Annotated in this window: 15 protein-coding genes; 1 reads left to right on the forward strand and 14 read right to left on the reverse strand. The window is 70.4% G+C overall.

All coding sequences use genetic code 11. The features are described 5' to 3' along the window. Positions 1-21 precede the first annotated feature (21 nt). The 13 genes from OG707_RS11780 to folC form a co-directional block, all read right to left on the reverse strand. The gene (locus tag OG707_RS11780) at positions 22-4,056 is read right to left on the reverse strand and encodes an Rne/Rng family ribonuclease (protein ID WP_329117227.1); all 4,035 of its coding nucleotides are present in this window, start codon (positions 4,054-4,056) and stop codon (positions 22-24) included. Between the two features lie 232 nt (positions 4,057-4,288). Beyond that, entirely contained in the window at positions 4,289-5,068 is a 780-nt protein-coding gene (locus OG707_RS11785) for a TIGR03936 family radical SAM-associated protein (RefSeq protein ID WP_329117228.1), read from the reverse strand. Positions 5,069-5,190: 122 nt separating this feature from the next. After that, a complete protein-coding gene (locus tag OG707_RS11790) occupies positions 5,191-6,279 on the reverse strand; it encodes a hypothetical protein (protein ID WP_329117229.1) in 1,089 nt (362 codons plus the stop codon). A gap of 78 nt (positions 6,280-6,357) precedes the next feature. Then, on the reverse strand, positions 6,358-8,280 hold the full coding sequence (locus tag OG707_RS11795; protein ID WP_329117230.1) for a TIGR03960 family B12-binding radical SAM protein: 1,923 nt from the start codon (positions 8,278-8,280) through the stop codon (positions 6,358-6,360). A gap of 74 nt (positions 8,281-8,354) precedes the next feature. Continuing rightward, complete coding sequence (locus OG707_RS11800) at positions 8,355-9,857, reverse strand: CYTH and CHAD domain-containing protein (RefSeq protein WP_329117232.1); 1,503 nt, start codon at positions 9,855-9,857, stop codon at positions 8,355-8,357. Positions 9,858-9,881: 24 nt separating this feature from the next. Further along, positions 9,882-11,072, reverse strand: a complete 1,191-nt coding sequence (gene rodA / locus OG707_RS11805; protein WP_329117234.1) for a rod shape-determining protein RodA — start codon at positions 11,070-11,072, stop codon at positions 9,882-9,884. Between the two features lie 3 nt (positions 11,073-11,075). Next, positions 11,076-13,253, reverse strand: coding sequence for a penicillin-binding protein 2 (gene mrdA / locus OG707_RS11810; protein WP_329117236.1), 2,178 nt, complete (start codon positions 13,251-13,253; stop codon positions 11,076-11,078). After that, positions 13,250-13,918 (reverse strand): rod shape-determining protein MreD, encoded by a 669-nt coding sequence (gene mreD / locus OG707_RS11815; RefSeq protein ID WP_329117238.1) that lies wholly within the window; start codon positions 13,916-13,918, stop codon positions 13,250-13,252. The genes mrdA and mreD overlap by 4 nt, the downstream gene beginning before the upstream one ends. Before the next feature lie 12 nt (positions 13,919-13,930). Continuing rightward, the gene (gene mreC / locus OG707_RS11820) at positions 13,931-14,866 is read right to left on the reverse strand and encodes a rod shape-determining protein MreC (protein WP_329117240.1); all 936 of its coding nucleotides are present in this window, start codon (positions 14,864-14,866) and stop codon (positions 13,931-13,933) included. A 112-nt stretch (positions 14,867-14,978) separates the two neighbouring features. Continuing rightward, positions 14,979-15,998: a rod shape-determining protein gene (locus OG707_RS11825; protein WP_329117242.1), complete on the reverse strand. Its 1,020-nt coding sequence runs from the start codon at positions 15,996-15,998 to the stop codon at positions 14,979-14,981. Between the two features lie 290 nt (positions 15,999-16,288). Continuing rightward, complete coding sequence (gene ndk, locus OG707_RS11830; protein ID WP_329117244.1) at positions 16,289-16,702, reverse strand: nucleoside-diphosphate kinase; 414 nt, start codon at positions 16,700-16,702, stop codon at positions 16,289-16,291. 63 nt (positions 16,703-16,765) lie between these two features. Continuing rightward, the gene (locus OG707_RS11835; RefSeq protein WP_329117246.1) at positions 16,766-17,116 is read right to left on the reverse strand and encodes a DUF4233 domain-containing protein; all 351 of its coding nucleotides are present in this window, start codon (positions 17,114-17,116) and stop codon (positions 16,766-16,768) included. A 4-nt stretch (positions 17,117-17,120) separates the two neighbouring features. Beyond that, complete coding sequence (gene folC, locus OG707_RS11840) at positions 17,121-18,602, reverse strand: bifunctional tetrahydrofolate synthase/dihydrofolate synthase (protein ID WP_329127739.1); 1,482 nt, start codon at positions 18,600-18,602, stop codon at positions 17,121-17,123. Between the two features lie 107 nt (positions 18,603-18,709). On the opposite strand from folC, the gene OG707_RS11845 reads away from it, so the two are divergent. After that, positions 18,710-19,717 (forward strand): rod shape-determining protein, encoded by a 1,008-nt coding sequence (locus OG707_RS11845; protein WP_329117248.1) that lies wholly within the window; start codon positions 18,710-18,712, stop codon positions 19,715-19,717. Between the two features lie 9 nt (positions 19,718-19,726). Here the strand turns inward: OG707_RS11845 and OG707_RS11850 are convergent, their stop codons facing one another. Next, entirely contained in the window at positions 19,727-20,836 is a 1,110-nt protein-coding gene (locus OG707_RS11850) for a sensor histidine kinase (RefSeq protein ID WP_329117250.1), read from the reverse strand. Positions 20,837-20,990: the final 154 nt, after the last annotated feature.

Here is a 20,990-nt window from a genome sequence, read left to right on the forward strand (position 1 = left end):
CCGTCTTGCTGCGTACGGCGATTACGCCTCGGAGGCGTCCGCCGACACCCCCGGGAGGGATGTCTGCTCGGCCGCCGCGGTCTTCTTCGCGGTGGCCTTCTTCGCCGTCGTCTTCTTCGCGGCCGTCTTCTTCGCAGCCGCCGTCTTCTTGGTGGCGGCCTTCTTGGCCGTCGCCTTCTTGGCGGTCTTGCGGGCGGCCGTCTTCTTGGCCGGAGCCTCCTCCGGCTCGGCCTCGGCGGACGGGGCGTCCACCACGACCACAGCGGCCTCGGCCGTACCCGACGGGGAACCCGCGGGAGCGGTCGCCTTGCGCGTCGCACGGCGGCGGGCACGCGGCGGAGCCGCCTCGGCCGGGGTCTCCTCGACCACGGGCTCGGCCACCGGCTCGGGGGCGGTCTCCACCTTGGGCGCCTCTGTTACGACGACCTCAGCGACCTCCTCCGCAGCCTTCGGCGCACCGGCCGGGGCCGACGCCTTGCGGGTCGCCCTGCGGCGCCCACGGGCCGCAGCGGGGGGCGCGGCGTCAGCCGCTCCAGTGGAGCCGGTGCTTGCACCGGACTCGACGACCGGCTCGGGCTCGACCACCGGAGCGGGCTCGGGCTCGACTACCGGCTCCGGAGCGTGCTCCACCACCGGCTCGGCCGCCATCTTCGGCGCACCGGCCGGAGCCGACGCCTTGCGGGTCGCCCTGCGGCGGCCACGGCCGCGGCCTGCGGCCGCCTCCGCCTCGGCGGCGCTGCTGTACAGCTCCTCGTCCGGCGCGAACGGCTCGGGCAGCGCCACGGGCTCGGCCACCTCGGCGGCCAGCTCGGCCTCCGTCTCGTGCTCGTCCTCGTGGGTGTCGTGCTCGTGCGTGTGCTCGACGTGGTCCGTGTGGTCCGAACCGCCCCTGCCGCCACGCTTCTTGGAGCGCTTGCCGGTGCCGTTGCCGCCGCCGCCCGAAGCCGTCGGCTGCTCCATGTGCACGATGACACCGCGCCCGTTGCAGTGGACACAGGTCTCGGAGAAGGACTCGAGCAGGCCCTGGCCGACGCGCTTGCGCGTCATCTGGACCAGACCCAGCGAGGTGACCTCGGCCACCTGATGCTTGGTGCGGTCGCGTCCCAGGCACTCCAGGAGACGGCGCAGCACCAGGTCGCGGTTGGACTCCAGGACCATGTCGATGAAGTCGACGACGACGATGCCACCGAGGTCGCGCAGGCGAAGCTGCCGCACGATCTCCTCGGCCGCCTCGAGGTTGTTCTTCGTGACGGTCTCTTCGAGGTTGCCGCCCTGACCGGTGAACTTGCCGGTGTTGACGTCGACGACGACCATCGCCTCGGTCTTGTCGATCACCAGCGAGCCGCCCGAAGGCAGGTAGACCTTGCGGTCCAGCGCCTTCATCAGCTGCTCGTCGATCCGGTACGTCGCGAAGACGTCGACCTCCGACGTCCAGCGCGAGAGCCGGTCGGTCAGGTCGGGGGCGACATGGGCGACGTACCCGTAGATCGTCTCCCACGCCTCGTCACCACTGACGATGACCTTCGAGAAGTCCTCGTTGAAGATGTCGCGGACGACCCGGACGGTCATGTCCGGCTCGCCGTAGAGCAGGGTCGGGGCGTTGGACGCGCCGCCGCTCTTCGCCTTCTTCTGGATGTCCTCCCACTGCGCCTGCAGACGCTCCACGTCACGGCGCAGCTCGTCCTCGCTGGCGCCTTCCGCGGCGGTACGGACGATGACGCCCGCGTCCTCGGGAACGATCTTCTTGAGGATGGTCTTCAGACGCGCGCGCTCGGTGTCGGGCAGCTTGCGGCTGATCCCGGTCATCGAGCCCTCGGGCACGTACACCAGGTAGCGGCCGGGCAGCGAGACCTGGCTGGTCAGACGGGCACCCTTGTGACCGATCGGGTCCTTGGTGACCTGCACCAGAACCGACTGACCCGACTTGAGCGCGGTCTCGATACGGCGCGGACCGTGCGCCATGCCGAGCGCCTCGAAGTTGACCTCACCTGCGTACAGGACGGCGTTGCGGCCCTTGCCGATGTCGACGAACGCGGCCTCCATCGACGGGAGCACGTTCTGGACCTTGCCCAGGTAGACGTTGCCGACGTACGAGGTCGACTGCTCCTTGTTGACGTAGTGCTCGACGAGGATGTTGTCCTCGAGCACACCGATCTGCGTGCGCTCGCCGTGCTGACGCACGACCATCACGCGCTCGACGGCCTCGCGGCGCGCCAGGAACTCGGCCTCGGTGATGATCGGCACCCGGCGGCGGCCCTGCTCGCGGCCCTCGCGGCGGCGCTGCTTCTTGGCCTCCATACGGGTCGAGCCCTTGATGGACTGGACCTCGTCGAAGCCGGTGCCCAGCTCGCGCTCGGCTTCCTTCTTGCGCGGCTCGCGGACCTTGACGACCGTACGCTCCGGGTCGTCCGCCCCCGACGTACCGTCGTCGCCCGACGCGTCACCGCTGCGACGGCGGCGACGCCGACGGCGACGGCTGCTGGCGGAACCCGACGCGGAGTTGTCGTCCTCGTCGTCCTCCTCCGGCTCCTCGGCCTCGGCCTGCGCCTCGGCTTCGTCGGCGTCCTCGTCCTGCTGCTCGTCCGCGTCCGCGGGCTCGCCCCGGCGACGGCGACGGCCACCGCGGCGGCGACGGCGCGAAGGCCGGTCGCCGTACTCGTCCGACTCCTCGGCGTCCTGACCGTCCTCGGCCTCGACCTCGGCCTCGACGGGCTCCTCGACCGCGGGCTCCTCCACGGGAGCCGCCTCGACGGCCTTCTCGGCCTCGGCGGGCTCACCGCGACGGCGACGGCGACGGCTGCTGCGCGACCCCGCCTGCGACGCGGGCTGCTCGGTCTCGGCGGGGGTCACGGCCTCCACGACCGTCTCCTCCACCTCCTCCTCGTCCTCGACCTCTGCGGGCCGGGCGGCGGCAGCGGCCGCGGCGGACTCCGGGGTCTGGAACATCGGCTCGGTGAAGACCGGGGCCTGGAACACGGCGACGGCGGGCCGCTGGGCCCGGCGGCGCGAGCGCCCGTTCTCCTCCGGCTGCTTCTCCTCCGCCTTCGCGGTGAACTGCGGCGCCTCGGCGCGACGGCGCTTGCGGCTGCGCGACGGAGAGTCGTTCTCCTCGGCCAGCGTCTCGGCGACGGCCTCGGGCAGGCTCTCCCCGGCCGGCTCGGCGACGGGCGCGGCAGCGGGGGCGGTGGCGCGGCGGCGGTTACGGCCACGGGGCGCGGGCTCGTCGCTCTCGACGGGTGCGGGCTCAGCAGCCTCGACAGCCTCGGCGGCCTTCGGCGCACCGGCAGGCGCGGTGGCCTTACGAGCGGCACGGCGGCGGGACGGCGCGGCAGGCTCAGGGGCCGCCTCGGCCTCCTCGACCGGAGCGGCGTCCGGCACGGCGGCCACGACGATCTCGGCAGGCTCGGCGGCCTTCGGGGCACCGGCGGGCGCGCTCACCGAACGCGTCGCACGACGACGGGCACGCGGCGGAGCAGCAGACTCGGCCGGCTCGGCGGCTACGTCCTGCGCCACGGTCTCGGCGGGTGCGGCGACCTCGACGGCCTCCACGGCCTCGGTGGTCTTGGGGGCACCGGCGGGCGCGCTCACCGAACGCGTCGCACGGCGACGGGCACGCGGCGGAGCAGCAGACTCGGCCGGCTCGGCGGCCTGCGGCTCGTCCGCGGATGCCGATACGGCGGTCACGGCGGCCTCAGCCACCGGCGCACCGGCCGGAGCGGAAGCACGGCGGCGTGTACGGCCACGGGGTGCGGGCTCTGCGGCCTCGGTCTCTACGGTCTCAGCGGCCTCAGCCTTGGGCGCACCGGCAGCAGCGGTCGCCTTACGGGTCGCGCGGCGGCGTACAGCAGGCGCCGACGCCTCGGGGGCCTCGGCCGCGGTACCCTCCGCGGCCGGTATGGCCGGCGCAGCCGACTCGGCCGATTCAGTGGCCCCGCCGACCGGCGGACCGGCCGGACGCGACGCCGCACGGCGCCGACGGCGCGGCGGCAGCGTGTCGCTGGGTGAGTTGTTGTCTTCGTTCGATCCGGCGTTGCCGGATTCTTCTCGCTCGAGCATGCGGGCGGTTCTCCCGTCACGCTCCCGGGCGCCGCGTCTGTGTCCGGTCCGTCGCGGTCCGCGTGATGTGCGCGGTTCCGCTCGTCCGGGGCGCGGGCGCCGCACGGGAGCTGATGTCTGGCTCGCCGGTTCCGTACGCGTTGTGCGTACGGCCTGGCGAAAGTCTCCTGGTCAGTGCGCTGCCCGACCCAGGTGGCTCCCGGATACGAGGGCTGCGCTACAACGACTGCCCTTACGCGGCGGGACCATCCGGCGCCGTCGCGGCGGCAGTCCCGGCGGCCGTGGGTGGAGCGGCCGGGGCAGCCTCGCGGTCGGGCGCGAGCGGGTCGGTCACCGTGCCGGACTCCTCGTCGAAGAGCCCCTGCGCCAGCCTGGTCACCGCTGCGGGGACCGGCGGCGCCAGGTCGGCCACAACAGTGAGACCGGACAGGACGTCGTCGGGTCGCACGGCAGGTGTCACGTGCCGAACAACCAGCCGCAGTATCGCACAGGGCCCGTCCACCGGCCTATCAGGCTGTGGACGAACGACCTCGAGCTCCGCTACAGCACTGCGGGCGTCGAAGGTCCGCAGACCGTTCTTCGCACGCCGCTGGACCTCGACGGTCTCGGCAGCGTTGAAAGCCGCCACCGCCTTCTCGGCATCCTCGAACTCGACGCCGTTCAGGGTCATTTCCCATACGGACGCGGTCAGCCGGTCGGCGAGACCCGACGTCCTTGCCTCGACCGCGTCGACGATGTCGAGGCCGACCGGCATCGACTCGTCGAGCAGCAGCCGCAGCTTCTCCGGGTCCCGCGCCTCGGTGAGGGCGATCTCCAGGAACTCGGCCTCGCTGCCCGTGCCGGTGGGTGCGGCGTTGGCGTACGAGACCTTGGGGTGCGGGGTGAAGCCCGCCGAGTACGCCATGGGCACCTCGGCCCGGCGCAGCGCACGCTCGAAAGCGCGCTGGAAGTCACGGTGGCTGGTGAACCGGAGGCGGCCGCGCTTGGTGTAGCGCAGTCGGATGCGCTGCACCGCCGGTGCGGGCGGCGGGCCTTCGGGCTGTCGCTTGCCCAGTGGTTCTTCTCCTCGGTGCGGAGCGGGCGCGGGAGGCGCGCCGCCCTACGGCGGGGTTCCCGGGGCACCGGACTGCCGGTTCACCCCTGCTTCCGCAGGGAGATCTCGGGTTCGGGTGCCGCCTCGGGGACAGTCGTTGTACTACCCAGAGTACGCGCTCGGGCCCCCGCTGGTTCCCGGCCTTCCACGGGCGCCGCCCCGCCGAAGAGCGCCCGCCACACCTCACGCCTGGTGTCCCGCACGGTTTCGCGCGCCGACCGCAGCGCCGCCCGCACACTGCGCCCCGCCTCGGCCGCCGCCCGTCCGACGGGCGCCAGCACATAGTCGTAACTCCAGCGCCAGGCCGCCCGCACCGGGCGCCCCACCAGATTCCACCCGAGCCACTTCAGCGCGCGCCCGACGGCCCGCGAGATGTAGCCGGCGATCCGCCAGCAGACGCCGACGGCCTCGACGATCTCGCGTCCGATCACGCGCAGGGCGCGGCCCACGGGGACCAGGACGTAGCGCCACAGCACGATGAAGGGGAAGGCGATCGCGATGCCGAGCGGGGTGAGCACGAAGCGGTACGTCTGGACGCCCAGCCAGCGGAGCAGCGCCCCGAGGCCGAGCACGGCCCAGGTGATCGCGTGGCCGAGGGGGGTGAGCACCGCGCCGTACAGCCAGACGGCCGGGATCACGATGCCGTACCGGACTACCGGCACCACCACGTACCGCCAGAGCGCGACCCAGGGCCAGACGAACAGCGCCCTGGCGATCCAGCCGAGCGCGATCCCGATCGGGGTGAGCACCCAGCGGTAGAACCAGCGCGCCGGGATCACGACGAGCGTCCGGCCGAGCCAGCCGAGTGCCGCGCCCGTCCCGCGGACGACGGCGGCGATGCCGTGGCCGAGGGGCGTCAGGAGCCGGCGGTAGATCCAGCGGGCGGGCGGGACGACGACGTACCGCCAGAGGGCGACCCACGGCCAGACGAAGAGCGCCATGCCCACGAACCGCAGTGCGCGCCCCAGCGGGGTGAGCACGTAGCGGTAGAACTGCCGCCCCGTCCACGACAGCGCGTCCCACACCATCCGCACCGGCAGCACCACGACCAGCACCACGATCCGCACCGGGATGCGGATCGCCGCGGTCAGGCAGCCTTCGGGCTCGGTTCTGCGCTCCGGTTCCACCATGTCCCCCATGCCCCGTCAGACGACCCGGCCCGGCCACGGAGTTCCGTGACCGGGCCGGCAATTCTCGTAATGCAGAAGCTACTTGACGACCGTGAGCGGAAGCAGCGTCTTCCCCGTCGGGCCGATCTGGATGCTCGTGTCCATCTGCGGGCAGACGCCACAGTCGAAGCACGGGGTCCAGCGGCAGTCCTCGACCTCGGTCTCGTCGAGCGAGTCCTGCCAGTCCTCCCAGAGCCAGTCCTTGTCGAGACCGGAGTCCAGGTGGTCCCAGGGCAGGACCTCCTCGTACGTGCGCTCACGCGTCGTGTACCAGTCGACGTCCAGGCCGACGTCCGGCAGCGTCTTCTCGGCAGCCTGCATCCAGCGGTCGTAACTGAAGTATTCGCGCCAGCCGTCGAAACGGCCGCCGCCCTCGTACACGGCGCGGATGACGGAACCGATCCGGCGGTCGCCGCGCGAGAGCAGGCCCTCGACGATGCCGGGCTTGCCGTCGTGGTAGCGGAAGCCGATCGAGCGGCCGTACTTCTTGTCGCCGCGGATCTTGTCGCGCAGCTTGGTGAGCCGGGCGTCCGTCTCCTCGGCGCTGAGCTGCGGCGCCCACTGGAAGGGGGTGTGCGGCTTGGGCACGAAGCCGCCGATGGAGACCGTGCAGCGGATGTCGTTGCCCGCGACCTCGCGGCCCTTGGCGATGACGTTGGCCGCCATCTCGGCGATCTGGAGGACGTCTTCGTCGGTCTCGGTGGGGAGGCCGACCATGAAGTACAGCTTCACCTGACGCCAGCCGTTTCCGTAGGCCGTCGCGACGGTACGGATCAGGTCCTCTTCCGAGACCATCTTGTTGATGACCTTGCGGATGCGCTCGGAGCCGCCCTCGGGGGCGAAGGTGAGGCCGGAGCGGCGGCCGTTGCGGGTGAGCTCGTTGGCCAGGTCGATGTTGAAGGCGTCCACGCGGGTGGACGGCAGCGACAGGCCGATCTTGTCCTCGGTGTAGCGGTCGGCCAGGCCCTTCGCGACCTCGGCGATCTCGCTGTGGTCCGCGGACGACAGCGAGAGCAGCCCGACCTCTTCGAACCCGGTCGCCTTGAGACCCTTCTCGACCATCTCGCCGATGCCGGTGATGCTTCGCTCCCGTACGGGGCGCGTGATCATGCCGGCCTGGCAGAAACGGCAGCCGCGGGTGCAGCCGCGGAAGATCTCTACGGACATCCGCTCGTGGACGGTCTCCGCGAGCGGCACGAGCGGCTGCTTGGGGTACGGCCACTCGTCGAGGTCCATGACAGTGTGCTTGGAGACCCGCCACGGAACCCCCGAGCGGTTGGGTACGACACGGCCAATACGCCCGTCCGGCAGGTACTCGACGTCGTAGAAGCCGGGGACGTACACCCCGCCGGTCTTCGCGAGCCGGAGGAGGACCTCCTCGCGGCCGCCGGGGCGACCCTCCGCCTTCCAGGCGCGGACGATGTCGGTGATCGCCAGGACGGCCTGCTCGCCGTCGCCGATGACGGCGCAGTCGATGAACTCGGCGATCGGCTCGGGGTTGAAGGCGGCGTGGCCTCCGGCGAGCACGATCGGGTCGTCGACCGTCCGGTCCTTGGCGCTCAGCGGGATGCCCGCGAGGTCCAGGGCGGTGAGCATGTTGGTGTAGCCGAGCTCGGTGGAGAAGGAGAGCCCGAAGACGTCGAATGCCTTCACGGGGCGGTGCGCGTCCACCGTGAACTGCGGGACCTTGTGCTCGCGCATCAGCGCCTCGAGGTCCGGCCACACGCTGTACGTGCGCTCGGCGAGGACGCCCTCGCGCTCGTTCAGTACCTCGTAGAGGATCATGACGCCCTGGTTGGGCAGCCCGACCTCGTACGCGTCGGGGTACATGAGCGCCCAGCGGACGTCGCACTCGTCCCAGTTCTTGACGGTGGAGTTGAGCTCACCGCCGACGTACTGAATGGGCTTCTGCACATGCGGGAGCAGAGCTTCGAGCTGTGGGAAGACCGACTCGGCAGACATCTCGGCGACTTTCCGTGGACCGACAGGGGTGACCCTCAAGCCTAACGCGACCGGAGCCACCCCTCGTACGGCGATCAGAACGCCGGGGCCCCGGCCGCCCTCGCCCACACCTTCGGCAGCTCCCGCTCGCGGTCCGCCGCGGACGCCTCCTCATGGCCGTAGAGCAGCCCCCAGGTGAAGGCCGTCTCGCCCGCCGCGTGGGCCTGGGCCGCCAGGGTGCGGAGGGCTTCGCGGGCCACGACGCTGTCCTGGTGGTCGCCGAGGACCGTCTGTACGGCCTTCATGCGCTTGGCGAAGCGTTGCGCCGGTGTGCCGAGGGCCGGGGTCGCCGCCTCCCCCGCGTACCGCGCACGCTTGGCGGCCTTGCGGGCCTCGTGCATCGCCAGGTCGCGTTCCTCGCCCGGGGGCAGTGCGAGCGCATGTTCGATACGGGTCGCGAGGCGCGTGTGGTCCTTCAGGACCGACCTGGGGAGCACCTGCGCCGCGGGCTGTGCGGCCCGGGGCAGCAGCGGGGGTGCCGCGAGGAGGGCGTCGAGCGTCTCCAGGAGGGCCAGGTAGCGGTGGCCGTCGAGCACGGCGAGGGTGTGGCGGCGCGATCCGGTGCGGCGGGCGACGGTCCAGATGCGCAGGCGGCCGCGGACGGGGCCGAGCAGGAGGGTCCTGGGGAGGGCGTTGATGCGGGAGGTGAGGCGCTCGGTGAGCACTTCCTGGTCGCGGTCGACGCCCAACTCGGCCGCCAGCCATTTGAGTTCCTCGCCGACGGGATCGGTGACGGTGCGGTCGAGGATCTTCCCGTACGTACGGAACGCGCTGCGCAGCCGGCGGGTCGCGACCCTCAACTGGTGGACGGAGTCGGGGAGTTCGCGCCGTACGGCCGGGTCGTACGCGACGATCGCGTCGACCTGCGCACGGAGGTACGCCAGCACGTGCGCCCCCGCCGTGCCCGGATCGACCTCGCGCCGGGGCGCGGGAACCGACGGGGCGGTCTCGGCCAGGGCGCGGGCAAGCTTGGAGGCGGAGTGCGACCGGCGGATGCCCGCCTTGCGCAGACGCTTCTCGACGGCGTCGAGGACCGCGGGATCCACGTCGTCGGCGAGCTCGACCTCGATCTCCGTCCAGTGCGACTCCCCCGGGCCGCCGGCCAGCCGCTCGGCCCGTACCGCGTCGATGCTGAGCTCCGCGACCAGCGCACCGTCGTCCGCCGTCAGATGACGTACGTCGCGGGAGGACAACAGGCGTACGACGGGGACGAGTTCGGCGTCACGGGTGCGCGAGCGGGCGAGGGCGGCCAGCGCTCGCGGGACGGTGTCGGAGAGGGGGGCGCGGATCTCGTCGCGCACGTCCGGGGCGACCGGGAACTTGAGGTGCCAGCCCGCGTCGTCACCGCCGGTGCGGCGGCGCAGGGTCAGAGCGCCGGCCGCGAGCCGCTGGTCGGGGGTGTCGTAGTAGGTCGCGTCGAGTTCGGCGACGCCTTTGTCGATGACGGCCGAGACACCGGGGACTCGGGTCAGGTCGGGCAGCTGGTTGTCGTCGGTGGCTTCGTACTTCCGCTCGATCTCGCGCTTCGTGTCCGCCATGGACCGAATTTAATGGCGAAGGGGTCAGGCTGTCATCGGGCGTTGCACGCGGATCGACTGGAGGAGTCCGATCGCGACCCAGACCGCGAACATGGACGATCCGCCGTAGGAGACGAAGGGAAGCGGAAGGCCGGCGACGGGCATGATGCCCAGCGTCATGCCGATGTTCTCGAAGGCCTGGAACGCGAACCAGGCGATGATGCCGGCCGCCACGATCGTTCCGTACAGCTCGGTCGTCTCGCGCGCGATCCGGCAGGCGCGCCAGAGCACGATGCCGAGGAGGACGAGGATCAGTCCGGCTCCCACGAAGCCGAGTTCCTCGCCGGCGACGGTGAAGACGAAGTCGGTCTGCTGCTCGGGGACGAACTGCCCGGTGGTCTGCGAGCCGTGGAAGAGGCCGGTGCCGGTGAGTCCGCCGGAGCCGATCGCGATACGCGCCTGGTTGGTGTTGTAGCCGACGCCCGCCGGGTCGAGGGCGGGGTTGGCGAAGGCGGCGAAGCGGGCGATCTGGTACTCGTCGAGGAGGCCGAGCTGCCAGACGGCGACGGCGCCGACCGCACCCGCGGAGAGCAGTCCGAGCACCCAGCGGTTGGAGGCGCCGGAGGCGAGCAGGACGCCGAGGACGATGATCGCCATCACCATGACCGAGCCGAGGTCCGGCATCAGCATGACGATCATTATCGGGATCGCGGCAAGGCCCAGGGACTTGGCGACCGTGCGGTGGTCGGGGTGGGTCTGGTCGCCCGCGTCGACCCGGGAGGCGAGGATCATCGCCATGCCGAGGATGATCGTGATCTTCGTGAACTCGGAGGGCTGGAGGGAGAATCCGCCGCCGATGACGATCCAGGCGTGGGCGCCGTTGACGGTCTGTCCGAGCGGGGAGAGGACCGCGAGGATCAGCAGGACCGAGAGGCCGTAGAGGATCGGGATGGCGCCGCGCAGGGTGCGGTGGCCGAGCCAGATGGTGCCGATCATCAGGGCGAGCCCGATGCCGGTGTTCATGACGTGGCGCAGCAGGAAGTAGTACTGGTCGCCGTGGGTGAGGCTGGTGCGGCCGCGGGTCGCCGAGAGGACCAGTGCGGAGCCGATCGCGGAGAGGGCGAGCGCGGAGAGGAGCAGCGGCCAGTCGAGCCTGCGGACCACGGAGTCGCGGGCCGTGAGTTTGGACCAGGCGCCGCGCTCGGGTGCGTAACGCGAGACGGAGAAGCCGGCCATGGGTCAGTCCCTCCTGCCGACGCGGGCGGCGAGCTGCTGGTCGCCGGTCTTGGCCGGGGCCTTGTTCGAGTTCGGGTCGTAGTCGGTGATCTTCGGGGAGTCGATCGAGCCGTCCGTGGCGATCTTGGGGAGGGACGTCTGAGGCGTGGGCAGCAGGGCCTTCTTGTTGTCGACGGAGCCGTCGGACTGGACGCCGTACAGCCCGCTGTAGATGTTGCGGATCGCCTCACCTGAGGCGCCGGAACCCGTACCGGCCTGGGAGATCGTCATGATCACCGTGTAGTCCTTGCTGTACGTGGCGAGCCATGACGTCGTCTGCTTGCCGTACACCTCGGCGGTACCGGTCTTGGCGTGCAGCTCGATCTTGTCCTGCGGCCAGCCCTGGAACTTCCAGGCGGCGGTACCGCTGGTGACGACACCCGCGAGGGCCTTGTCCATGCCCTTGAGCGTGGCCTTGCTGACCGGGAGCTTGGCCTTGACCTTCGGCTTGATCTCCTGGACGGTCTTGCCGTCGGCGCTGATGATCGCCTTGCCGATGGTCGGGACGTGCTCGGTGCCGCCGTTGGCGAGGGCGCCGTAGATCATCGCCATCTGGACCGGGGTGACGAGGGTGTCGCCCTGGCCGATGGAGTAGTTGATCGAGTCGCCCTCGCGCATCTTGTTGCCTTCGAGGCAGTTCTCGTACGCGATCTGCTCGACGTAGGTGCCGTTCTTCTTGCCCTGCTGGCACCAGATGTTCTTGTTCGCCTTCCAGAAGCTCTGCTTCCACTGGCGGTCGGGGACGCGGCCGGTGACCTCGTTGGGGAGGTCGACGCCGGTCTCCTGGCCGAGCCCGAACTGGTGGGCGGCCTTGTAGAAGAAGTCCTTGGGCTCACCCTTCTTCGGGTTGATGCCGCCGTCCTTCTTCCACTCGCGGTCGGCGAGGCCGTAGAAGACGGTGTCGCAGGAGACTTCCAGGGCGCGGCCGAGCGAGATGGGGCCGAAGTTCTCGCCCTCGAAGTTCTTGAAGACCTGGTTGCCCACCGAGTAGGAGCTGGTGCAGGGGTAGCCGCCGTCCCACACGTATCCGGCCTCGACCGCGGCGGCCGTGGAGACCACCTTGAAGGTCGAACCGGGCGCGGACTGACCCTGTATGGCCCGGTTGAGGAGCGGGTAGTTGGAGCTCTTGCTGGTGAGCTTGGCGTAGTCCTTGGCGGAGATGCCGCCGACCCAGGCGTTCGGGTCGTACGTCGGCGCGGAGGCCATGGCGACGATGCGGCCGGTCTTGGCCTCCATGACGATGGCGGCGCCGGAGTCGGCCTTGTAGTTGGTGCCGGTGAGCTTGTCGAACTGCTTGCGGGCTTCCTTCATCGCGTAGTTCAGCTCGTACTCGGTCAGCGCCTGGACGCGGGCGTCGATCGAGGTGACGACGTTGGACCCGGCCTGCGCCTTGTCGCTGTCGGCCTCGCCGATGACCCGGCCCAGGTTGTCGACCTCGTAACGGGTGACACCCGCCTTGCCGCGCAGCTCCTTGTCGTACGTGCGCTCCAGGCCGGAGCGGCCGACCTGGTCGGAGCGCAGATAGGGCGACTCGGTGTCCTTGGCCTTGGTGATCTCGTCGTCGGTGACGGGCGAGAGGTAGCCGAGGACCTGCGAGGTGTTGGCCTTGCCGGGCGAGGTGTAGCGGCGCACGGCGGTGGGGTCGGCGGAGATGCCGGGGAAGTCCTCGGAGCGCTCGCGGATCTGCAGGGACTGCTGGGTGGTGGCCTCGTCGGTGATGGGGATCGGCTGGTACGGGGAGCCGTTCCAGCAGGGCTTGGGGGTCTTGGAGTCGCAGAGGCGGACCTTGTCCATGACGTCCTTGGGCTTCATCTTCAGGACCCCGGCGAGGCGGGTGAGGACGGCCTTGCCGTCGTCCTTCATCTTCAGCAGCTCGGTGCGGGACGCGGTGACGACGAGGCGGGTCTCGTTGTCGGCGAGCGGCACACCGCGGGAGTCGAGGATGGAGCCGCGTACGGCGGGCTGGACGACCTGCTGGACGTGGTTGTTCTTGGCCTCGTCGGTGTACTCCTGGCCGTTGCGGACCTGGAGGTACCAGAGGCGGCCGCCGAGGGTGAGGAGGAGGGAGAAGACGAGGATCTGGATGACGACGAGCCGGATCTGGACCCTTGAGGTCCGCCCGGTTTCGGGGATGTTGGTCACAGGCGCTTGACCCCCTTGATGCGTCCGGCCTTGGCCGCACGGGACTTGGCGGCCTTCATCCGGAGTCCCCCGCGCTGGTTGCCGATCCGCAGACCCGTTCCCGCCGAGGAGATCCAGCCGGAGGCGACGTTGCTGCCGCCGCCCTGGGTGTCGGCGAGCGGGTCGTTCTCGGCGCGTCTGGCCAGCGCCATGATGAACGGAACGGTGAAGGGTGCGAGCAGCAGGTCGTAGACCGCCGCGCTGAACAGCAGTGAGCCGAGGCCCACATGGCGGGCCGCCGTGTCGCCGACGAGGGCGCCCACACCGGCGTACAGCAGGGTGGTGCCGATCGCGGCGGCGACCACGACGATCATCGGTACGGTCGCGGACCGCATCCGGCCGTTCTCGGGCTTGGCGAGTCCGGCGAGGTAGCCGATCACGCACAGCACGAGCGCGTAGCGCCCGGCGGCGTGGTCGGCGGGTGGGGCGAGGTCGGCGAGGAGGCCTGCGCCGAAGCCGATGAGGGCGCCCGCGACGTGTCCGTAGACCATGGCCAGACCGAGGACGGTCAGCAGGAGCAGGTCCGGTACGGCGCCGGGGAGTTGGAGTCGGGCGAGCACGCTCACCTGGATCACCAGGGCGACCACCACCAGCGTGGCCGAGAGCAGCATCCGGTTGACACGCATACGGATCAGCTCCTACTGCTGGGGGTACGAGGCGCCACCGGAGGGCGTCGCCGTGACGGTGACGGTCGGCGTGGGCTTCGGCTTCTCGGGCTTCTTGGGCAGGACTTCGTCGCGCGGGTTGGTGCGCGGGGCGGTGACGACGACGCCGACGATGTCGAGCTTGGTGAAGCCGACGTACGGCCGCACGTAGATCGTGCGGGTCAGGTCGCCGCCCGAGGGGTCGACGCGGGTGACCACACCGACGGGGACGCCGGGGACGAAGGGCTTGTCGGCCTGCGAGCCGAAGGTGACGAGGCGGTCGCCGGGCTTGACCCGGGCCTTGCCGTTGAGGAGTTGGACGGAGAGCGGGCGGTCGCCCTGGCCGGTGGCGAAGCCGAGTTCGTCGGTGTTCTCCATCCGGGTGCCGACGGTGAAGTCCGGGTCGTTGGCGAGCAGGACGGTTGCCGTGGAGGGGCCGACGGTGGTGACGCGGCCGACGAGTCCGTCGCCGTTCAGTACGGTCATGTCGCGCAGGATGCCGTCGTCGGATCCGGCGTCGATGGTGACGGTCCAGGAGAAGCCCTGGGCCGCTCCTATGGCGATGACCTGGGCACCCTTGATGCCGTACTGGCCTTCGCCCGCGGTCTTGAGCATGGTGTCGAACTGGCGCAGCCGGCTGCGGTTCCGGTCGTCGCTGCCGAGCTTCTCCTTCAGAGCGGCGTTCTCACGCTCCAGTGCGGAGATGCGGTTGTGGCGCTCTCCGGAGTCCCGTACGGCGCCGATCGCGTTGCCCACCGGGTCGACCGCGGAGGCGACGCCCTTCTCGACCGGCCCGAAGACGGTGGCGGCGGCCTGCCGGGCGCCGTCGACCGGTGAGTCCTCGCCGCCTCGGATGTCCACTGTGATCAGCGCGAACGCGATGGCGATCAGCAGCACCAGGAGCAGACGGCTCTCTCGTGTGTCCCTCACGTGCGGAGGCCGTGCCTTCCTCGTCGGGGTCGTTGTGCACTTTTGTATATCAACGATCCGCCGTACGAGGAGGCAGTGCCCCATACGGCGGACCGGTGTGTTCCGTTGACCGCTACCTGCGGGGCTGCGCGTCCAGGACCTGCTGCAGCGCCTCGAACTCCTCGACACACTTGCCGGATCCGAGCGCGACGGAGTCGAGCGGGTCCTCGGCGATGTGGATCGGCATGCCCGTCTCGTGGCGCAGCCGCTCGTCGAGTCCGCGCAGCAGGGCGCCGCCGCCGGTCAGGACGATGCCGCGGTCCATGACGTCGCCGGAGAGCTCCGGCGGGCACTTGTCGAGGGTCGTCTTCACCGCGTCGACGATCGCGTTGACGGGCTCCTCGATGGCCTTGCGGACCTCGGCGGCCGAGATGACGACGGTCTTGGGGAGTCCGGAGACGAGGTCGCGGCCACGGATCTCGGTGTGCTCGTCCTTGTCCAGGTCGAAGGCCGAGCCGATCGTGATCTTGATCTGTTCGGCGGTGCGCTCACCGAGGAGGAGCGAGTACTCCTTCTTGATGTGCTGGATGATCGCGTTGTCCAGCTCGTCGCCGGCGACGCGGATCGACTGTGCCGTGACGATTCCGCCGAGCGAGATCACGGCGACCTCGGTGGTGCCGCCGCCGATGTCGACCACCATGTTGCCGGTGGCCTCGTGGACCGGCAGGCCCGAGCCGATGGCCGCGGCCATGGGCTCTTCGATGATGTGCACCTGGCGGGCGCCGGCCTGGGTGGAGGCCTCGATGACGGCGCGGCGCTCGACTCCGGTGATGCCGCTGGGCACACAGACGACGACGCGCGGGCGGGCCAGGTAGCGACGCTTGTGGATCTTGAGGATGAAGTAGCGGAGCATCCGCTCGGTGATCTCGAAGTCGGCGATCACGCCGTCCTTCAGCGGCCGCACGGCAACGATGTTGCCCGGCGTACGGCCGATCATCTTCTTCGCCTCGGAGCCGACCGCGAGGATTCCGCCGGTGTTGGTGTTGATGGCGACGACGGAGGGCTCATTGAGAACGATCCCTCGACCTCTGACGTACACCAGCGTGTTGGCAGTCCCGAGGTCGATAGCCATGTCACGGCCGATGAACGACATTTTCGAGTTCCCTCTGTTCCCCATGAGGATGCGTCGGGCCTTCCCAAGTGGAGCGATTGGCTTTTTTGGTAGGCGAAGCGGGCGCTGCGGGCTTGAAGACCCCATCGTAGTGCGGCCGGTACGACCGCGGCGCGAGGGTCCTTCGCCAGGTGGACGGAACGAGTGCCCGCCTCCACCATGGTGACGCTGTGTCGGAGGGATGCGTTCCCGGATTCGTCATTCATATGCCGAGGGGCGACCGAATTAATTCGGTCGCCCCAGGTCATGAGCGCTATATGGCTGACGTTCCGTCAGGAAGAGGAAGGGAAGAAGATCTTCAGTTCTCGCTCTGCGGACTCCTCGGAGTCCGAGGCGTGGATGAGGTTCTCCCGGACGATGGTCCCGAAATCCCCACGAATGGAGCCAGGCGCCGCGGCGATCGGGTCGGTCGGGCCGGCCAGGGCGCGGACGCCCTCGATGACGCGCTCGCCCTCGACGACGAGGGCGACGATCGGACCCGACGCCATGAACTCGACCAGGGGCTCGTAGAAAGGCTTGCCCTTGTGCTCGCCGTAGTGCGCTTCCAGGGTGTCCTGGTCCAGGGTGCGCAGCTCCAGCGCGGAGATCGTCCAGTTCGCCTTGCGCTCGATGCGGCCGATGACCTCGCCGATCAGACCACGGCGTACGGTGTCCGGCTTGAGCAGGACGAGAGTGCGCTGGCTCACGGTGCGGGCTCCTTCAGGTGCGGTGTGCGGATCTAGAGGCTACAGGGCGTCACCCTGCACCCATTACGCAGCGTCAGGTTCGGCGGAAGCCTGTGCGGCCCAGCGGGCCTTGGCCTCGTCGATCTTTCGGCCGTAGTGCACCGACGCCCACCACAGGCCTGCGAAGACCGCGCCCAGGATGAACATCGTCGGGACCACGAAGCCGCTCGCGATCAGGCCGATCTGCAGGACCCAGCCGATCTGGATCGCGCCCGGGCGGCTCAGCATTCCGCAGAGCAGGACCGAGAGCAGCATCGCGATGCCGCAGACCGTCCAGACCACCGCGTCCGAGATGTCGCCCTTCATGGCGACCAGGCCCGCGAAGCCGATGACGAAGAATTCGCCGATCAGTGTGGATGCACAGAGTGTGCGCATGGGATCAGCCCCTCCCCAGGAGCAGCCGGGCCTCGCCGACCGTGATGACCGAGCCGGTGACCAGGACGCCCGCCCCCGCGTACTCGTCCTCTTCCTCCGCGAGGGTGATCGCCGCTTCCAGGGCGTCGTCCAGGCGGGGTTCGACGACGACGCGCTCGTCGCCGAAGACCTCGACGGCGATCGCGGCGAGGTCGTCCGCGTTCATCGCGCGGGGTGTGGAGTTCTGCGTGACGACGATCTCCGCGAAGATCGGCTCGAAGGCTTCAAGGAGGCCGCGCACGTCCTTGTCGCCGCTGGCCCCGACCACGCCGATCAGGCGCGAGAAGTTGAACGCCTCCGTGATGCCCGCCGCCGTGACCGCAGCGCCCGCCGGGTTGTGCGCGGCGTCCAGGACGACGGTGGGCGAGCGGCGTACGACCTCCAGGCGGCCCGGCGACGTCACCGAGGCGAAGGCCTTGCGGACCGTCTCGATGTCGAGCGCGCCGGCCTGGTGGGCGCCGATGCCGAAGAACGCCTCGACCGCGGCGAGGGCAACGGCCGCGTTGTGCGCCTGGTGGGCTCCGTAGAGGGGGAGGAAGATCTCCTCGTACTCGCCGCCGAGGCCCCGCAGCGTCAACTGCTGGCCGCCGACCGCGATCTCGCGGGTCGTGACGCCGAACTCCATGCCCTCGCGGGCGACCGTGGCGTTGGCCTCGACGGCCTTCTTCAGCATCACCTGGGCGGCGTCCACCGGCTGCTGGGCCAGGATGACCGTCGCGTCCTGCTTGATGATTCCGGACTTCTCGACGGCGATCTCGCCAGGCGTGTTGCCCAGGCGGTCGGTGTGGTCGAGGGAGATGGGGGTGACGACGGCGACCGACGACTCGATGACGTTGGTGGCGTCCCAGCTGCCGCCCATGCCGACCTCGACGACCGCGACATCCACGGGCGCGTCCGCGAAGGCCGCGTACGCCATGCCCGTGAGCGCCTCGAAGAAGGAGAGGCGGTGCTCCTGGGAGGCGTCCGTCATCTCCACGTACGGCTTGATGTCCTCGAACGTTTCGATGAACCGCTCGGCCGAGATCGGCACACCGTCCAGGCTGATGCGCTCGGTGATCGACTGGACGTGCGGCGAGGTGTAGCGGCCGGTGCGCAGGTGGAAGGCGCCGAGCAGCGTCTCGATCATGCGGGCCGTCGACGTCTTGCCGTTGGTGCCGGTGATGTGGATGGAGGGGTACGCCTTGTGGGGCTCGCCCAGGACGTCGAGCAGCGCTTCCATCCGTACGAGGGAGGGGTCGAGCTTCGTCTCGGGCCAGCGGCCGAGCAGCTCCTGCTCCACCGCGCGCAGCGCCTTGTCGACCTCGGGGTCGGCCGGTCGGGCCGGGACCTGGTCGCCCTGGGGGGCGCCGGACTGCGTGCGCAGCGTACGGCTGCCCGCCTCGATCACCGCCAGGTCGGGATCGCGGTTGGTCTCTGCGTCGACGATCTCGTCGAACCTGTCGTCCATGGGCTCTGGCTCACTCACGTGCCCCAGTCTACGGAGCCCCTCGGACAGTCGAGGTCGGGACCAAAGTCCCACGCGTTTCACAGCATCGCCAGGCAGACTGGTCGATCATGGACATAGGTATCGATCTCGGCACTGCCAATACGCTGCTCTACGCCCGCGGCCAGGGGATCGTGCTCAACGAACCGTCGGTGGTCGCGGTTCAGGGGGACAGCCGCAAAGCCCTGTCGGTGGGCACCGAGGCCAAGGAGACCATCGGGCGGACGCCCGGTTCGATCACCGCGATCCGGCCGCTGCGGGACGGCGTGATCTCCGACTACGAGGCCGCCGAGGAGATGATCAGGCACTTCGTACGGAAGGCCGTGCCCGGACGGCGGCCGAGGACCCGGATGGTGGTCTGCGTGCCCAGCGGGGTGACGCCGGTGGAGCGCCGCGCGATCGTGCACGCCTCGCAGCGGGCCGGGGCGAAGTCCGTGCATCTGATCGAGGAGCCGATGGCGGCGGCGATCGGGGCGGGGCTGCCGGTGTCGGATCCGCGCGGGTCGATGGTGGTCGACATCGGCGGCGGGACGACGGAGGTGGCGGTGATCTCGCTGGGCGGGATCGTCACGTCGCAGTCGCTGCGGGTGGGCGGCGACCGGCTGGACGCGGCGATCACGGATTACGTACGCAAGGAGCACGGGCTCCTGATCGGCGAGCGGACCGCCGAGGACGTGAAGGTGGCGATCGGCTCGGCGTGGCCGGTGCCGGGCAACGCCGAGTTGGAGGAGCTGACCTTCACGGTGCGCGGGCGCGAGAAGGTGCGCGGGCTGCCGAAGACCGTGGATCTGCGGTCCAGGGAGGTGCGTTCGGCGCTGGACGAGCCGGTGGAGGCGATCATCGCGGCGGTGCGGGCGACGCTGGAGGAGTGTCCGCCGGAGCTCTCGGGCGATGTCATGGAGTACGGGATCGTGCTGACCGGGGGCGGTGCGCTGCTTCCGGGTCTCGATCTGCGGATGGCGTCGGCGACCGGGATTCCGGTGTTCGTGGCGGACGACCCGCTGGACTGTGTGGTGCTGGGCGCGGGGAAGTGCGCGGAGGACTTCGAGGGGCTGGAGAAGGTGCTGCGGGCGGCGTAACTGCCGTGCTCAGGAAGGGATGCGGGCCACGACGCGGTACGTACCGTCTTCGCGGCCCGCGCTGAGCGTGCCGCCCACGCTGCTCATCCGCTCCTCCATGGAGAGCATTCCGGTGCCCGTGGAGACGGGGGCGCGGGAGGGGGCCGAGGCCGGCAGGGCGTTGCTGATCTCGGCGCGGGTCGCGGTGACCGTGACGGTGACCTGCTCGCCGGGGGCGTGTTTGGCCGCGTTCGTCAGGCACTCCTGGACCACCCGGTGGAACGCGGCCTGGCGCAGCGGCGAGAGGGTCCTGGCCTCCTCGGTGACGGTGAGGCGCACGGGGCTGCCCGCCCGTCCGCTCTGCGCGGCCAGGGCGGGGAGGCCGTCGAGGCCGGGGGTCGCGCCGCGCCGCTCGTCGGCGCGGCGGACGATGATCTCGTTGAGGAGGAGATGGGCGCGGCGGGCCGTCTCGGAGAGTTCCTCGAAGTCGGCCTCGTGGTCGGTGCCCCGGGAGCGTACGGCCAGGACTTCGGAGCGCACGGTCAGCATGGTCAGTTCGCGTCCGACCAGGTCGTGGACGTCGCGAGCGACCGACTGGCGCTCCTCCTGGACCGCCTGGAGGGCCACGGTCTCGGCGCGCTGGGCCTCCAGTTCGCGGACGAGGTCCTGGCGGTAGGCGGCGATGCCGACGCTGGAGGCGAGGACGCCGATGGGGACGACGAGGCTGAGGAACGAGCTGAGGGTGTCGCCGCGGTGGTCGGGCCAGCCGGGTGTGGTGAACAGCGCGTACGCCAGCGCGACGTAGACGACCGTCCCCGCGATGCCGGCCCAGCGGCCGCGGAATCGGCCCAGGGAGTAGAGCGCGAACTGGATCAGGGTCAGCTCGTGCAGCCAGGCCAGGAGGACCAGGGCGACGAAGTACGTCACCCAGGGCACCCGGCGCCGCAGCAGCAGGGCGGCGGAACCTGCCGCCAGGACGACGGTCGCCGTGAAGCCGGAGAGGGAGTTGTCCGCGGCCGCGAGACCGGGGACGTCCAGGACCATCAGGGCGAAGCAGCTCAGCGCGGTGAGGACGTCGAGCGCGAAGGGGCTGCCCGCGTACCGGCGCAGGAGCGCGGTGGCGGCGGGCATCTCGGGCATGCGTTCCATCATCCAAGGCCTTTGGGCCCGATTCGAGCCGATTAGGTCCTTTATCGAGTGATGTGGCCCACCCTTGGGTCCGGGACCAAGGTCCCGATCCGCAGGTCAGGCGCGCCCGCAACCATTGCGCACCCCACGGGCAATCCGCACACCA

Source organism: Streptomyces sp. NBC_01465, assembly GCF_036227325.1.
GTDB lineage: Bacteria > Actinomycetota > Actinomycetes > Streptomycetales > Streptomycetaceae > Streptomyces.

What these genes read in the sequence shown, in the direction of transcription:
- OG707_RS11780 (WP_329117227.1), bottom strand. Translation starts at nt 4,056, where the DNA reads ATGCTCGAGCGAGAAGAATCCGGCAACGCCGGATCGAACGAAGACAAC.
- OG707_RS11790 (WP_329117229.1), bottom strand. Translation starts at nt 6,279, where the DNA reads ATGGTGGAACCGGAGCGCAGAACCGAGCCCGAAGGCTGCCTGACCGCG.
- OG707_RS11795 (WP_329117230.1), bottom strand. Translation starts at nt 8,280, where the DNA reads ATGTCTGCCGAGTCGGTCTTCCCACAGCTCGAAGCTCTGCTCCCGCAT.
- OG707_RS11800 (WP_329117232.1), bottom strand. Translation starts at nt 9,857, where the DNA reads ATGGCGGACACGAAGCGCGAGATCGAGCGGAAGTACGAAGCCACCGAC.
- rodA (WP_329117234.1), bottom strand. Translation starts at nt 11,072, where the DNA reads ATGGCCGGCTTCTCCGTCTCGCGTTACGCACCCGAGCGCGGCGCCTGG.
- mreD (WP_329117238.1), bottom strand. Translation starts at nt 13,918, where the DNA reads ATGCGTGTCAACCGGATGCTGCTCTCGGCCACGCTGGTGGTGGTCGCC.
- OG707_RS11825 (WP_329117242.1), bottom strand. Translation starts at nt 15,998, where the DNA reads ATGTCGTTCATCGGCCGTGACATGGCTATCGACCTCGGGACTGCCAAC.
- OG707_RS11835 (WP_329117246.1), bottom strand. Translation starts at nt 17,116, where the DNA reads ATGCGCACACTCTGTGCATCCACACTGATCGGCGAATTCTTCGTCATC.
- folC (WP_329127739.1), bottom strand. Translation starts at nt 18,602, where the DNA reads ATGGACGACAGGTTCGACGAGATCGTCGACGCAGAGACCAACCGCGAT.
- OG707_RS11845 (WP_329117248.1), top strand. Translation starts at nt 18,710, where the DNA reads ATGGACATAGGTATCGATCTCGGCACTGCCAATACGCTGCTCTACGCC.
- OG707_RS11850 (WP_329117250.1), bottom strand. Translation starts at nt 20,836, where the DNA reads ATGCCCGAGATGCCCGCCGCCACCGCGCTCCTGCGCCGGTACGCGGGC.